This is a genomic window from Peptacetobacter hominis (assembly GCF_006861675.1).
Classification (GTDB): domain Bacteria; phylum Bacillota; class Clostridia; order Peptostreptococcales; family Peptostreptococcaceae; genus Peptacetobacter; species Peptacetobacter hominis.
The window spans coordinates 69,335-84,656 of sequence record NZ_SGJB01000004.1; the positions used below are offsets into that span (position 1 = coordinate 69,335).

Below are 15,322 nucleotides of genomic sequence, written 5' to 3' on the forward strand. Positions count from 1 at the left end.
CCTATATTACCTCCATTCCAGTTTTAGTTTCATCTGTTTCAAGATACGCATAACTAGATATAACATCTCTATTAAAAACAGTCTCTATCTCATCAGAATATTCTGCTGGTGTAAAGGCTAATATTATTTGTTTTCCTTCACTTATTCCAAGTAATACTTTAGCAAAATTTTCTCTGTTTACATCAGAAACTCTTCCTACTGGTGTATCAATAAATAATAGATTATCGTATCCAGATACTTTATGTAATGCTATTGTAAAAGCTAATGCTAGAAGTTCTTTTTCTGCTGCAGAGCAACTATTCAAGCACGATGTTTTCTCATATTTATGAAATAATTTTAATCTGAAGTTTGAATCTAATTCTACGTTACCATAAGTGTCCTTTTTCCATATTAAGTCATCAAAAGTGCTCATTGTTAATTTTTCCATGTTTACTCTAACATCGCGTATAATTTCATGCTTTACTTCTGATATTATTTTTGATGCAACTGTTACAAATTCTAACTTAGATTTCAATTCTTCACATTCTTTATTAGCTTTAAGTGCCTTTTCATATGAATCTTCAGCTAATTTTAATTTTTTCCCCAAATTTATGATTTCATTCTCTTTTGCTCCAATTTTTCTATCATTTGTTGACATTCTTTTTTCATTTTCTCTTTTTCTATTAAGTTCATCTGTTATCACTTCTAGATCAGAAACCGTAGCTATTCTTTTCCGTAAAATGTCATTGCTATCATTTAAAGCTTTTATTTCATTATTGCACTCATCTAATTTTTCGTATATTTCTAACTTTTCTTCTTCGTATCTATCAATATCTAAATCTAAATTTCTTTCAATATATCTTTTTATCCTAGATAAATTTTTTATATTATCGTCTATTTCTTTATTTTGCTCTATTAGTTTTTTCAATCTATCCTCGAGAGAACTATCTATTTCATTTCTACATATCCGGCATTTATGTTCATTCAAACTTTTTTTAATTATATCTATATTTATATAATTAGGTATCCCTGATGATTTTTCTAATTTTGATATATAATCGATAACTTCATTCTTTCTTTTATACAAACATATTTTTGTCATATATTTTTTAACAAGATTAGATAATTCCTCATTTAAACTATTTAGCCTATGCTCTCTATTAGCTATTTTTCTTTTATTTTCCTCATAATGTTTATTATCTTCTACTACTGATTCTGTTCCATTAAGTATTCTATTAGCTTTCTCAATTGCTTCTTTAGCCTCTTTATTTTGTTCTTCTAACTTATGTATTTCCTCTTTGAATGATTTTATCGAATTCTCTATTTTTTCCTTTTCTTTTAATTTTTCATTTAACTGAGGGGATAGCTTTGATATCTCCTTTGAATATCTACTTTTAAATTCATTTAAGTGCTTTTCTGTTTTATCTATTACATTTACCTGAGATATTTCATATATACTATCCTTTATATGAGAAATCTTATTATTATCCTCATTAAAATAATTCAATAATTGTTCTCCATCAAAATAAAAATACTCTCTTATTTTTCTTGGAAGATATCTATCCACTATATATTTAGCATGATCTCCTTCTTCGATGTTGGTATTACCTTTTTTATCTTTAAATTTAACATTAAATATATCTTTCCCTGTACTTATTTTAGCATTTACATCAAATTTAGAACTTCTTTTAATTGTATATCTTTTCCCATTATTATAAGCTATTATTTCAACTATAACATCACAAGTTTTAAGTCCATTAGATTTTGCTTCTTCTATAGATTTAAGATTACAAATTGGTAATGTATCTTTTTTTGAATCTGATGCTCCAGACCTATGTGGTTCATCTCCATACAGACACCAGTTTATAGCATTCAATAAATTTGTTTTTCCTACCCCATTTGATGCTACTATTATATGTAAATCATTATTCGTTGTTTTTGTAAAATCAAAGGATATATCTTTGTATTGTCTATAATTTAAAATTTTTATCGATTCAAATCTCATATTTCTATTTACTCCTATTTTTAATATATTTATCTATTAATTTTTCATATTCTTTTTTATATTGACTGTTATCATTTTCATGATTTAGTATATTTATCAAAAACATACTCATATCTGCATCGTCTTTTGTTTTTTCTTTTATCTTGTTTATTATAGATTTATTTTTTATCATAAATTAATCTCCTCTAAAATATCATATATCATATTATTAATCGTTACATTATTTATAGAATTCCTTGACAACTCAAGAACTCTATCCATTTCTTTTCTAAAAATCCTTTTTTCCATTTCTATTAATTTGTCATCATAAAATAAATTAAACGATGGTTTTATAATCATATCGTAAATTTCTGCACAATTTTTATTCTTCTCTTGTCTAATTACTCTACCTATTCTCTGTATATATTCTCTTGGATTAGTACTACTTGCCATAACAATCGCTCTTGTTGCTGATGGTATGTCTATTCCCTCATCTAAACATTTAATAGCTACTAATACCTTATATTCTTTCCTTTTAAATAAATCTATTATCCAATCTCTTTCAGACATTCCATTATACTTTTCTGATATAGAAGTTGATCTTTCTTGAGTAAATCTTGCTGCATCTATATTTCTATCTCCCAATATTTTCATTACTCTGTCTATTTGAGAATCAGATACAAATATAATTGTGTCTGATATATCTTGACCTATTTCATCCAACAAACACTCTAATTCTTTATATTTATTTTCTGCTTTTTTTTCTATCTTAGCTCTATTATATCTTAACATTTCTATATAATCATTTGTCTCATCATCTTTATACCTAGAACTTTTGACTATCTTTTCTGTTATTTTTTTATACTCCTCTATTTCATCTTCTGTTAAACTAATAAATCTTGGATGATATGTATATTCGGCTAAAAATGTTTTCCCAGTAATTGGATTTATATTTGTTAAAGCATCTTCCAGGCTAAATTCAAAACTTTCATTACCAAAAAATGATTCAATCAATTTACTTCCGCTTTCATCAAACCATCTTTGTGGAGTTGCACTTAATCCCAACCTATATTTATATAACTTTAATAGCCCACACCTTGTTTTTTTTGCCCCCATTCCATGAACTTCATCAGCTATCAAAAATTTTATTATATTTTTGCTGCTATTTTTTAGTATATTTATAAAGTTATCTGAATGACAAATCTTATGAGTTGTATAAACTACTAAATTATTATATCTACCTGCTGATAATTTACTAATTTCAGATAACAATAACTTATCCCATCGCTTTATATCTCCATTTATACGTATACTTCTATGTTCTTCTATATCTAAATTTTCTATATCTTTTTCCCATTGAGATGACAATGTAACCTGAGGGCATGAAATTATAACTAGTAATTTATTAGTATCTTTTAACGCATTATCCATACATTTTATAGCCGTTCTAGTTTTTCCACACCCTGTAGCCATTTGTAATAGTAGCCATCTATTATTTTCCTCCCATTTTTCTACTGCTTCTTCTTGATAGAAAAATAAATTTAACTTTTCTTTTTTCTTATTTTCAATGATATATTCTTCTTCATCTTCTTTTACATTTTCCTCTGGATAATATTTATATATATCTATATCATTAAATTCAAAATCCTTACTTACAGTTATTAAATGTTCATTTATCGCCGATGGAATATCTTTTATTTCTATATCCGGTCTATCATCATTCCAAAAACTATCAAACTTTTTTATATCTTCATATATATACTCTTCTACACCTTTCCAACTACAGAAAACTTTAAACTCTTCTGTATTTCCTATCCATCCAGATGCAGATTCATTATTAGAACCAGAAAATGATATTATATTTTCTTCATTATCATATAATATTCCAACCTTTTGATGCATTATTCCAGATTTTTCTATTTCTTCCCGATCATATACATGACCATTTTTTTTAATTATTGCTATCTTTATATCTAATTTATTATTAGCTAGCATCCACCCTAATGCTTTTACATGGTCTCTCTTGAATTTATCTTCTATTTCCTCATAATCTTGTATAAAATTATCACTTAGTATTGCATCTATATCATCAGAAAAATATTCTAACATATCTGCATCACTTCTACTAAGTTGAGGACATGTTATCAACCTCATTTTTCCACCATTTTTTATAAATTCTCCTAATCCTCTAGCACTTGTTGCTAAACTAGTTGATGAAAAAAATCCAGCTATTCTATCATACGATTTTGCATTTGATAAGACGGGTATATAAAAATCCTTTAGTATATCATCAAAACCAGAATCATACGATAGCTTTAATGGTATATCTTTAAAATCATTTCCCAATCAAATCACTTCCATTCGATATTAGTCATTATTCTAACATTTAATTCTATATCTTCTATATTCTCGCATATACAATTTATAATATTTTTTAAGTTTGACCTTCTTCTTATACTTGTCGATTCAGATAAATACTTCCTTAATACATCCATTCCATTAACTCTGTCAGATATAGCCGAAGTTAATAATATTTGAACTATTGGTATTTGTAAAAAGAGTTTATTTCTAACTACTAATTTTTCCTCTTCTGTTAACATCATGTATCTTTTACCCAAATCAGTTACTTCAAATGGTTTTTGAAGAGTTACTAATCCCATTAATGCTGCTATCTTATAGTGATTTTCTCCATATTTCATTTGAGCACCCTTTTTTGAGTCTTTGTTTATATAATAACCTATTAATTCATATGTTGTATTTTCTGCAACACTAACAAAATCTAAAACATCATTTATAGATGATAAATTGCTAAATTGTGGTATATTTCCTGGATTTATATCTTTAATCTTATCTTTATTTGAATCAATCAACTTTATTATATTGTCAGTGCTTACATATTCTAAAATATTAATTAATCTATTTGTACTTTGTTCTCTTTCATTGTCAGTATACTTTCTGTATTCATAGTTAAAATTATCCAAAAAAAATAATGTTAATACCTTATTGTAATCTATTTCCTCTTTTAATAATTCATCTATGTACAATTTTTTAATCACCCTTACTTCATTATCTTTCTTCTTTCTTTCAATTCTTTAACATATTCTTGTTCGTCATATCTAACATCAAAATATTTTGCTGCTATTTCAGGGAATTTTTCTTCAAAATCATTTAATGCTTTCATTGATGAACATAATGTGCCTTTAGTTTTATGATGTGCTTGATTAGCTTCACAAAATTCTCTAAATGTCATTTTCTTTAAAAATTGTGGCATATTACACCATCTTGCAATCTGAACAAATAATCCTCTATAAGGACTTTTTTCATAATCTTTATGTCTCATAATATATGGTAAACAACCATATTTTATAATTATTAAAATCCTCTCAAAAACACTTTCTATTTCCTTCTCGTCTTGTCCATCAAATCCAGATAAAACATATAACTTTGTTCCTTTGGTACTATATTTTCTCCAAAGTTTTAGCTTTTCTTCGATTAATTCTCTCTCTTCTATATGGTCAAAAGCAAATATTATATCTCCGTTATATTTTGCTTCATTTAATACTTTTGCTTTCTCATCTGTAAGAAGTCTTATATCTATTCCTTGTCTAAATTGAAATTTCTTTTTTGTTTCCTTTAATTCATCAAACACTTCTTTCCATTTAGAATATCCAAATATATTATCATCCCATAAATATATTCCTTTTCTTTCTGGATCAAGCCATTCTTTTATATGTGAATGGAAGTGAACTTTGTCATATTTTTTATTTACACAAAACTCACACTTTCTAAAACATCCTCTAGTTGCAAATCCTATAGAATAATCTATATAGTCCTTCCAATACACATTTTTATTTTTATGTTTCGTATCATTTTCTATAAACGAATCATATATATGGTAGTCTGGCATATGATGTTCTATTTCGTATGGTAAATCTTCTCCTCCATCAAAATAAAAACCCGTTCCTCCAAAAAATACATTATCAAACTTCAAAATATTTTCATCAATCTCTGTAAAATCGAATACCTTAGATATATATATTGCATCATAGTCTTTTATGCCTTCATAATTATTATTGGTTATTATAGTATAATTTTCTATGAGTTCTACTTCGCATCCCTTTTCTTTAAAATATCCACTTAATTTCATTATAACAAGATTTGGATGTCTTGTACCATTATCCAATAAATCCGCATCTATTAGTCCAATTTTACCTCTTAAATCGTATCTTGTTTTCTTAACTAACACCTTTCACACATCCTATATTAAAAATGATTTATAGATCCATTCTATTATAAAAACACAAAATTTTCTATATCTTTTACTAAAACAAAATAAATCTTATTTCATACATTTTTATAACTTTTATTTTTCACTTTATAACTTCTATATATTAATAAAACTATTAAAATTATATGTTAAAAAAGGGGCTGTCGCATTAACATTTTGTTAGTGCGATAGCCCCTTTCCATCCTTTATCTTACCACTCAAATACATTATTCTCACTATCAACCATACCTGTAATAGTACTCATTCCAAACATCTCTTTAAACAATCCACGAAGTTCATCCATCGCTTCTCTTACATTATCATCATTAACTCCACGGAAACCATCTATAACAATAACAACATTTCTCGTATCCTCGCTTATCTTACCATCCTCACTTTGTCTCCATGTCCAGCGACGAGTCTTCACTGTATTTCCACTCACATAAAGAAGCTCTTTCTCATCTGGTTCTTCCATCTCAGTTCCACCCATCGGAAGGAAGTGATCTCCCTTTTCGAAAAATCTTACACCCATAGAGTTTCCCTCAAACTTATCAACATTATGAACACCTATAGGCACAAAATTCTTCAGAGAAACGGCATTTCCCAAATCTACAAGTGTATTTATATGTGGAAGTTCAGGCTTTTTCTGAACTCGTTTTGCAAGTGCTTCAATAGAACACATAAACTTATTCGGATTTATATTCAAAAGTCTAAAAGAATTTCTGTATGGCTCTATTCTACTGTCCTCTTTTAGATTTATTCCCTGTACTTTCTCTGAAAATTCAACTGCTGCCTCATCCAGCATCTTTGCGATTTCGTCGACTTTATTCGCATTGTCAAACTCAGAAACCACAACTACCCCAACACAGTAATCCGGTAAAACTCTAAATACCTCTTTATCAATAAAAAATTTCATATACTAATCCCTCCAAATAAAAAAGTGTCAATCAAATTGTACTGTAATACATTAAGATTAACACATTTACACATATATTAAAAACGAATTAAAATGCTTGTTATAAGCACTTTTCTTCATATATAAATTTCAGTAGTTTTTTGAAGGAATCGGATTGAACAGACTTTGAAAACACCAACTGAGTATTTTCCCGAAAGTCATCTCCAAGAGGAAGTGTAGTAAGTCCCTCAAATGTCGAACCCCTAGAATATGGAAGTATCGCAAATCCTTTTGACATTCCCACATTTAACAGTTGTTCTGATAGAGTTTTGCAGACTATTATTTGTGGACTTGTTACTCCGAATATTTGTCTGAAATTCTCCTGACACTTCTCGTGATAGTCCGGATTGTCTGATTTTGTAATTAATGGCATATTGGATATTATAGATCCTGCTGTTTCAAATCTATTTACCATAGATTTTGAGCATACAATGGATTGTCTCATTCTAAGAATCGTATAGTATTCATATCCATCAGGAATTTTGAGTGCATCTGGAATAACAAGTGCATCCACTTTTCCACTTTCAAGTATGTCGATAAGTTCCGTATCCTGACCAAATGAGAAGTATATCGGTATATCAGGGAAAGTTTTTTCAAACTTTTGAAGAACCGGTATCTCCAGATAGTCCTGAATCGCTATTCCCAAATGAATACTGCCATCTACAGATGAAACTATATCCTGTAGGAGTTTCTGGTAGCTTTTGTTTATTTCTGTTATTCCGTTGTAGAATTTCTGCCCCTGCTCAGTTAGAACGACTTTTTTGTTGTTTCTCTGAAATAGGGTGCATCCGATTTCTTTTTCAAGAGTACTTATGTATTTACTCATTGTAGTTTGAGCTATGTTGCATTCTTCCGCTGCCTTTGTAAAGTTTTCAAGTTCAGCTGCTTTTAGAAAATATTCTACTTTTGATAAGTCCAATGTCTACACCCCCTTGATTATGATAAAGTTTCAAAAAAGTCCAATTGATATCTAAATTCTCTTTTGTAGATATACCATGTCCTTTATCTGAGTCCCATTTTCAATGATTGGATGGTCATAGTTATCTATGAAGAAATTTTTTATCATATGCGATTTTACAAATCCACACTTTTCATAGAATGGTACAGTTGATGGACTATCACCTGTCCCAACCTGCAGAATGGAATATCTTCCTTTATATTCTCTAATAATCCATTCAATTAATGCTCTTCCATAACCAATTCCTTGACATTCTGGTAATACAGCAATGTTCTTTATTTCTAAAATATCATCATTTTCAATTGTAACTACGCACTCAGCTTTTATACCATTATCATCAAGCACATACATTGTACCTCTTTCAAGATAACGGTCAATCATATCTTCTTGTTCATCTGCCAAAAGCAATAAATCAATATATTGCTTTTTATCTTTTAATACTTTGTATATTATCATTACAGATCCTCTCGCTTGAAATATTTTATGTTTTTTTAATATGTATTCTATATTCTTTAATACCATGACTTTATTGATAAAAATTATATCACTAAACTTTGAGTAAATCCACAAATACAGAACAAACATCTTTTCTATAGAATATTATATGATTTCAACTCTTTTTATAAAATATTCAACCTTTGATATGTCCAAACTGACCTCCACTTAGTATATATATTACATCATGTTACTTTTGATTTATTAGCATACAAAAAGTGAACTTCTATCAAAAAGTTCACTCCTGTTACAATATTTACATTATATAATCGAGTTTTTTCGAGTCTTGTTCTGAAATAACTCGATTATACCTAGATGATCTTCCTTTACCAATTAAATTTACTTGAACCTAGGCTTCTATAAATTCCTAGTTCTCAATCTTTTGTTATACTAAATTTTATTCAAACTCACTCCTCATAAATCAATATTAAACGATTTTTAAGTATGGTTTAGCAAGTAGTCTATATATTCTTTTGTATTATCTATAAAGCATATGCTATCCGATTTTTATTGCCACAAATGTAATATAAATCCATTAATAAATCAAGGTTTGATATTGGCAACAAAAGTATCTTTTATCTTCTTATTTAGGTCTCTCATATTTTTAAATTGGGAAACATTTATCTCACTAATGATAGTATCATACAATTTATCTGGTACGTCCTCTGAAATAAGCTGATAATACTTAGTAATAATTTGATTCACCCTAAAACGAACAAACTTTTTCTTATCTTCATCAGTAAGTAAATTAAAAACACCTTTATAATCGAAACGAGATCTTAATTCGGGAGATATTTTGCTTGTAAAATTTTCTTTAGTAATATTTGATGTAAATACAATAATATAACCATTAGCATCATACTCATCTGCTTGAGAATTTATAATTTTACCGTTTTCAAGAATATCCAAAAAGTAATTGAATACAGCGTTATTAGCTTTTTCAAATTCATCTATTAATATTAAACCTACATCAGATTCATTGACTCTTTTTAACAATTCACCCCCGTCACTTCCAATATATCCTCGAGGGCTACCAATCAAACTGTTAAGCGCATCATGGCTACTGTAGTTTCCAAAACTTATTTTTGCTAACTTCGATTGACTTCCAAGTGCCTTATGAATCGTTCTCGCAACCTCAGTTTTACCTATACCAGAGTCACCCATTAAAAATAATGATAGTATTTTATGTTCGCCTAACTTATTAAATACTCTAAAAGAAGTGACCAATTCTTTAAATTCTTCTTTAAAGCATTCATGACCGTATAACCCTTCATCAAATTTAGAAAAGAATAAATCTAGCTCAGCGTCATCTAAATCAGTAATTTTTTTAACAGAAGAAGATTCTTTAACCGATATTTCTTGAACTTCATCTGTGATTTCATCTCTTTCAACTTCAACATCTGAAAACTCATCAAATATATATCGAAAAATATATTTGATATCTTTTTCGTAAACTTTGTCACAAATAAAAGATATGTTTTCCCCAAAACTATTAAATAATTGTTCAAAATTGAATAGTTGTGAGTCGTCATATTTTACAAAACTAACTATAGAAGAAATATCAACATAATATTGTTGAGATACCTCCAAACTTTCAATCTTTTGAGATGATATTAATTTAGACATACTCAAAAATTCAAATCCTGCACTCATTTGATCAGATTTAAAATTGAAGAACTGATCTCTTGTGTAGAAAAATAATTTACTCATTAGATAACCCTCTTTCGTTTTGTTGTTTTTTAGAATTCATCATCTGTTTCGCTATCCTGTGATTTTATTACCTGTATAATTGCGAGAAGATCTATATAATTATAATCTATGTCCTCATCTTCACCTTTCAACTTATCTACAGTAGATTCAATATATTGACTATTATGAACCTCACTATCCGAATCAGATTTTGAAAATTGACTCAACTCTTGAAAGAATTCAAATGAATTTTTTAGTCCATTAACCTTCGTTTTTCCTTTGTATATTCCGATTAAAGATACCTTTCCGATAAACAAGTCATCCACATTATACATATTCTCAAATTCATTCTCGAATGTGAGCGGAATTTTTATTAGTACTTTTTCCTTACTATTATTAATTTCGCCTTTTAGTTTATAAGAATAATCCTTGAACATAGAATTGAATAAATTGTTGATATCAAGTCCACCTGATTCTGGCAAATTCATACCTTTGAAAGAACCATTGGAAAACATTTTAACTGTTCTCAATTCTGTTTCATTTTCTAAAGATAGTGATACCTTATCAATTCTAATAAGTTGACCCTCTTCAAGGCTATTAAAATCAGTAACAGGTTTACATTTGTCCATAACTTCGCTCAAAATAAGCGATTTTGTCATAGTTACTTTAAAATTTTCAAGGACCTTTTGCGAATCTGTTGAACCCGACTTAATATCGGAACCGATCTCAGCGTTGAATAATTTCAAAAACTTTGTCCCCATTTTTGCCTGCATCGCCGCATCAACAGTGTCGTTTTGTCCAGTTTCTATACTTTCATCTGTCTTGATAACATTACTTAACATCATCTTTATTTCATATACTTTTGAAAAGTTTAAGTAATAAATATTGAATAGCATTATAAAAGCTCATCCTCCTTTTTATATTTAAATTTTAAATTTATCTTAAACAAATATACTCTAACTTATTTCATACAAAAAAAGGTGAACCTATAATTGAAAGGTTCACCACATAATCTACTACCTGGCCGCTCTTTTTATTAGACGCTCACGGTTTGCGACAAAAGTATTCTATATAACTATAATATCATCTCTTCCTACAGAATACAATAACTAAAATCTTATTCCCACTCTATTGTTCCAGGAGGCTTAGAAGTTATATCATACACAACTCTGTTAGCTCCATCAACTTCGTTAACTATTCTGTTAGATATTCTCTCTAACACATCGTATGGCATTTTGTACCAGTCAGAAGTCATACCGTCAGAAGAAGCAACAGCTCTTATACCTACTAGATAAGCATAAGTTCTCTCATCTCCCATAACTCCAACAGTCTTAACATCTGGAAGTGTAGCAAATGCCTGCCATATATCTCTGTAAAGACCTGCTCTCTTAAGCTCTTCCATGTATATAGCATCTGCTTCTCTTAATATATCACATTTTTCTTTTGTTACTTCACCTATAACTCTTATTCCAAGACCAGGACCTGGGAATGGATGTCTGAATATAAGATCTTCATCTATTCCAAGCTCTAGACCTATTTTTCTAACCTCGTCTTTGAATAATTCTCTTAATGGCTCTATTATTTCCTGGAAATCTACATCTTCAGGAAGTCCACCAACGTTGTGGTGAGATTTTATAGTAGCTGCACCGTTTCCGTGCCCACTCTCTATAACGTCTGGGTATATAGTTCCCTGTACAAGGAAGTCCATTTTTCCTAGTTTTTCAGACTCAGCTTCGAATACTCTTATGAATTCTTCACCTATTATTTTTCTCTTCTGCTCAGGCTCAGTTACACCTTTTAATTTAGAAAGGAATCTGTCCTCAGCATTTACTCTTATAAGGTTCATATCGAATCTTTCTTTGAATATTCTTTCAACATCGTCTCCCTCGTTCTTTCTTAAAAGACCGTGGTCAACGAATATACAAGTAAGGTTGTCACCTATTGCTCTGTGCATTAATACAGCTGCAACAGAAGAGTCAACACCACCGCTTAGTCCGCAAAGTGCTTTTCTGTCCCCTACTTTTTCTTTTATTTCTCTTATTTTATCTTCTATGAAAGAATCTGTAGTCCAGTCTCCCTTAACTTTACATACATTGTAAAGGAAGTTTCTAAGTATTTTATCTCCCTCTAGACAATGCTCAACCTCTGGGTGGAACTGTACTCCGTATATATTTTTCTCAACGTTCTGCATAGCTGCTATTGGACAGTCTGCAGTGTGAGCTATTATTTCAAATCCTTCTGGAAGCTCTGATATGTAGTCAGTGTGACTCATCCATACAGAGTTTGTTGTAAGTCCTTCGAATAAAGCAGATTCTCCGTAAGTTATTTCAGTTTTTCCGTATTCTTTCTGCTGTTTTCCACCTTTTTCAACTTTTCCGCCTAAAAGATGAGCTATAAGCTGATCTCCGTAGCATATTCCAAGTATAGGTGCTCCTATTTCGAATATTTCCTTTGATATAGTTGGTGAATCTGGAAGATATGCACTGTTTGGTCCACCTGTGAATATTATTCCTGATGGGTTTTTAGCCTTTATTTTTTCGATGTCTGTAGTACATGGAAGAATTTCACAATAAACATTGTTTTCTCTTACTCTTCTTGCTATCAGCTGGTTGTACTGACCACCGAAGTCTATGACTAGCACTAATTCATGTTTCATCACTATTCTCTCCTTATATTTAAAATATTTTTTTGCATAAAAGTTACATTATAATACTTTTATTATACTTGAAATCCCCAACAATTAAAAGATTTATTGTTAAATTGTTCGATAGTTTTATTTAATTGATATTATTAAAAAAGGATTTCGGAAAATCCGAAATCCTCTTGTATACCATTTTTTTAAATGCTTTTATTACATCATTCCAGGCATTGCCCCAGCCATTGGGTCTGTATCTTTTTCTGGAATATCTGCAACTGCAGCTTCTGTTGTTAGGAATACTCCTGCTATTGATGCTGAGTTCTGAAGAGCTGTTCTACTTACTTTTGTAGGGTCAACTATACCAGCTTCTATCATATTTATATATTTTTCGTTAAGTGCATCAAATCCAACCTGAGGTTCTGCATCCATTACGTTTTTAACTATTACAGCACCTTCAAGACCTGCATTTATTGCTATCTGTCTTAGAGGTTCTTCAAGAGCTTTTCTTATTATTACTGCTCCAAGTTTTTCCTCTCCGTCAAGTTCATTTATAAGTTTTTCAAGTGCAGGTATTACACTTACAAGTGCTGTACCACCACCTGCTACTATACCTTCCTCAACTGCTGCTTTTGTAGCATTTAGAGCATCTTCTATTCTAAGTTTTCTTTCTTTCATTTCAACTTCTGTAGCTGCACCGACTTTTACTACTGCAACTCCACCTGCAAGTTTTGCAAGTCTTTCCTGAAGTTTTTCTCTATCAAAATCAGATGTAGTCTGTTCTATCTGATGTCTTATCTGTGAAATTCTATCTTCTATAGCGTTTTTATCTCCGGCTCCACCTACTATTGTAGTAGCTTCTTTTGTTACTTTTACAGATGATGCATTACCAAGCATATACATCTGAGTATCTTTTATATCGTAACCTAATTCATCAGATATTACCTGAGCACCTGTAAGAACTGCTATATCTGCAAGCATTTCTTTTCTTCTGTCCCCAAATCCCGGAGCTTTTACTGCAACAACATCGAATGTTCCTCTTAATTTGTTTACTACAAGTGTTGAAAGTGCTTCACCTTCTACATCTTCAGCTATTATAAGAAGTTTTCTTCCCTGCTGTACTATCTGTTCAAGAACTGGTAATATGTCCTGTATGTTAGATATTTTCTTGTCTGTTACAAGTATGTATGGATTTTCAAGTACAGCTTCCATCTTATCCACATCTGTTACCATATAAGCTGATACAAATCCTCTGTCAAACTGCATACCTTCAACTGCATCTAGTTCTGTATGCATAGTTTTTGATTCCTCAACAGTTATTACACCGTCTTTTCCTACTATTTCCATAGCTTCAGCTATAAGTTTACCTACTTCATCATCTCCTGCTGATATAGATGCAACCTGAGATATTTCCTCTTTTGTAGATATAGTTTTTGACTGTGCTTTAAGCTCTTCAACTGCAACTTCTACAGCTTTGTTTATACCTTTTCTAAGAAGTACAGGGTTTGATCCTGCTGTTACGTTTTTAAGTCCTTCTCTTATTATAGCCTGAGCAAGTACAGTAGCTGTTGTTGTACCATCTCCTGCTATGTCGTTTGTCTTAACTGCAACTTCTTTTACAAGCTGAGCACCCATATTTTCAAATCTATCTTCAAGTTCTATTTCTTTAGCTATTGTAACACCGTCGTTAGTTATAAGTGGTGCACCGAATTTTTTATCAAGTATTACGTTTCTTCCTTTTGGTCCTATTGTAACCTTTACTGTATCAGCAAGTTTGTTTACACCTGCTGCAAGTGATTTTCTTGTATCTTCAGAGAATTTTATTTCTTTTGCCATGTCAATCTACCTCCCAAAATAATACTTATTCGTATATTCTGATTTGTGCTTTGTGCACATTTATATGATTCTTATATTCTGATTGTTTTTTCATTATTCAAGAACTGCAAGTATGTCGCTCTGTCTAAGTATTGTGTACTCTTCTCCTTCAACCTTTACTTCTGTTCCCGCATATTTTGAATATATTACCTTGTCGCCTTTTGCAACTTCCATCTTCACTTCTTTTCCGTCTACTACTCCACCTGGTCCTACTTCGACAACCTCTGCTATCTGTGGCTGTTCCTTTGCTGCACCTGCAAGTATTATTCCGCTGGCTGTTTTTTCTTCAGCTTCAGCTTTTCTTATTACTACTCTGTCGGCTAATGGTCTTATTTTCATATTATATGCCTCCCAATCTATATTAGAATATTTTTTTCTTATTATTTAGCACTCTAATACTAAGAGTGCTAACAATTATTATAATATACCTTTTTACATCAATTTTCAATACCTATATAAATATTTTTTTATTTTGGTTTAGATTG

13 protein-coding genes are annotated in these 15,322 nt (G+C 30.2%); all 13 read right to left on the reverse strand.

Translation table 11 applies throughout. The features are described from left to right. Position 1: 1 nt before the first annotated feature. The 13 genes from EXD82_RS03150 to EXD82_RS03205 all read right to left on the reverse strand — a co-directional run bounded on the left by EXD82_RS03150 (position 2) and on the right by EXD82_RS03205 (position 15,176). Entirely contained in the window at positions 2-1,984 is a 1,983-nt protein-coding gene (locus EXD82_RS03150) for an AAA family ATPase (RefSeq protein WP_142535464.1), read from the reverse strand. Positions 1,985-1,988: 4 nt separating this feature from the next. Then, entirely contained in the window at positions 1,989-2,156 is a 168-nt protein-coding gene (locus tag EXD82_RS10265; RefSeq protein WP_174919139.1) for a hypothetical protein, read from the reverse strand. Continuing rightward, entirely contained in the window at positions 2,153-4,309 is a 2,157-nt protein-coding gene (locus tag EXD82_RS03155; RefSeq protein WP_142535465.1) for a DEAD/DEAH box helicase family protein, read from the reverse strand. Before EXD82_RS03155 ends, EXD82_RS10265 begins: the two co-directional genes overlap by 4 nt. 5 nt (positions 4,310-4,314) lie before the next feature. Then, positions 4,315-5,007, reverse strand: coding sequence for a hypothetical protein (locus EXD82_RS03160; RefSeq protein ID WP_142535466.1), 693 nt, complete (start codon positions 5,005-5,007; stop codon positions 4,315-4,317). A 14-nt stretch (positions 5,008-5,021) separates the two neighbouring features. Beyond that, a complete protein-coding gene (locus EXD82_RS03165; protein WP_142535467.1) occupies positions 5,022-6,209 on the reverse strand; it encodes a radical SAM protein in 1,188 nt (395 codons plus the stop codon). A gap of 232 nt (positions 6,210-6,441) precedes the next feature. Further along, complete coding sequence (locus EXD82_RS03170; RefSeq protein ID WP_142535468.1) at positions 6,442-7,146, reverse strand: B3/B4 domain-containing protein; 705 nt, start codon at positions 7,144-7,146, stop codon at positions 6,442-6,444. Positions 7,147-7,246: 100 nt separating this feature from the next. Further along, positions 7,247-8,104, reverse strand: coding sequence for a LysR family transcriptional regulator (locus EXD82_RS03175; protein WP_142535469.1), 858 nt, complete (start codon positions 8,102-8,104; stop codon positions 7,247-7,249). Positions 8,105-8,155: 51 nt separating this feature from the next. Further along, complete coding sequence (locus tag EXD82_RS03180) at positions 8,156-8,599, reverse strand: GNAT family N-acetyltransferase (protein WP_142535470.1); 444 nt, start codon at positions 8,597-8,599, stop codon at positions 8,156-8,158. A gap of 582 nt (positions 8,600-9,181) precedes the next feature. Then, positions 9,182-10,348, reverse strand: coding sequence for an AAA family ATPase (locus EXD82_RS03185; protein WP_142535471.1), 1,167 nt, complete (start codon positions 10,346-10,348; stop codon positions 9,182-9,184). Positions 10,349-10,377: 29 nt separating this feature from the next. Then, positions 10,378-11,223: a hypothetical protein gene (locus EXD82_RS03190; protein WP_142535472.1), complete on the reverse strand. Its 846-nt coding sequence runs from the start codon at positions 11,221-11,223 to the stop codon at positions 10,378-10,380. Positions 11,224-11,444: 221 nt separating this feature from the next. Next, on the reverse strand, positions 11,445-12,983 hold the full coding sequence (guaA, locus tag EXD82_RS03195; protein ID WP_142535473.1) for a glutamine-hydrolyzing GMP synthase: 1,539 nt from the start codon (positions 12,981-12,983) through the stop codon (positions 11,445-11,447). Positions 12,984-13,178: 195 nt separating this feature from the next. Further along, a complete protein-coding gene (gene groL, locus EXD82_RS03200; RefSeq protein WP_142535474.1) occupies positions 13,179-14,798 on the reverse strand; it encodes a chaperonin GroEL in 1,620 nt (539 codons plus the stop codon). Between the two features lie 93 nt (positions 14,799-14,891). Continuing rightward, positions 14,892-15,176 (reverse strand): co-chaperone GroES, encoded by a 285-nt coding sequence (locus EXD82_RS03205; RefSeq protein ID WP_142535475.1) that lies wholly within the window; start codon positions 15,174-15,176, stop codon positions 14,892-14,894. Positions 15,177-15,322: the final 146 nt, after the last annotated feature.

Bases quoted from the DNA above. Each gene is read 5' to 3' on its own strand.
- groL (WP_142535474.1), bottom strand. From the start codon at position 14,798: ATGGCAAAAGAAATAAAATTCTCTGAAGATACAAGAAAATCACTTGCA.
- EXD82_RS03150 (WP_142535464.1), bottom strand. From the start codon at position 1,984: ATGAGATTTGAATCGATAAAAATTTTAAATTATAGACAATACAAAGAT.
- guaA (WP_142535473.1), bottom strand. From the start codon at position 12,983: ATGAAACATGAATTAGTGCTAGTCATAGACTTCGGTGGTCAGTACAAC.
- EXD82_RS03170 (WP_142535468.1), bottom strand. From the start codon at position 7,146: ATGAAATTTTTTATTGATAAAGAGGTATTTAGAGTTTTACCGGATTAC.
- EXD82_RS03180 (WP_142535470.1), bottom strand. From the start codon at position 8,599: ATGATAATATACAAAGTATTAAAAGATAAAAAGCAATATATTGATTTA.
- EXD82_RS10265 (WP_174919139.1), bottom strand. From the start codon at position 2,156: ATGATAAAAAATAAATCTATAATAAACAAGATAAAAGAAAAAACAAAA.
- EXD82_RS03185 (WP_142535471.1), bottom strand. From the start codon at position 10,348: ATGAGTAAATTATTTTTCTACACAAGAGATCAGTTCTTCAATTTTAAA.
- EXD82_RS03190 (WP_142535472.1), bottom strand. From the start codon at position 11,223: ATGCTATTCAATATTTATTACTTAAACTTTTCAAAAGTATATGAAATA.
- EXD82_RS03205 (WP_142535475.1), bottom strand. From the start codon at position 15,176: ATGAAAATAAGACCATTAGCCGACAGAGTAGTAATAAGAAAAGCTGAA.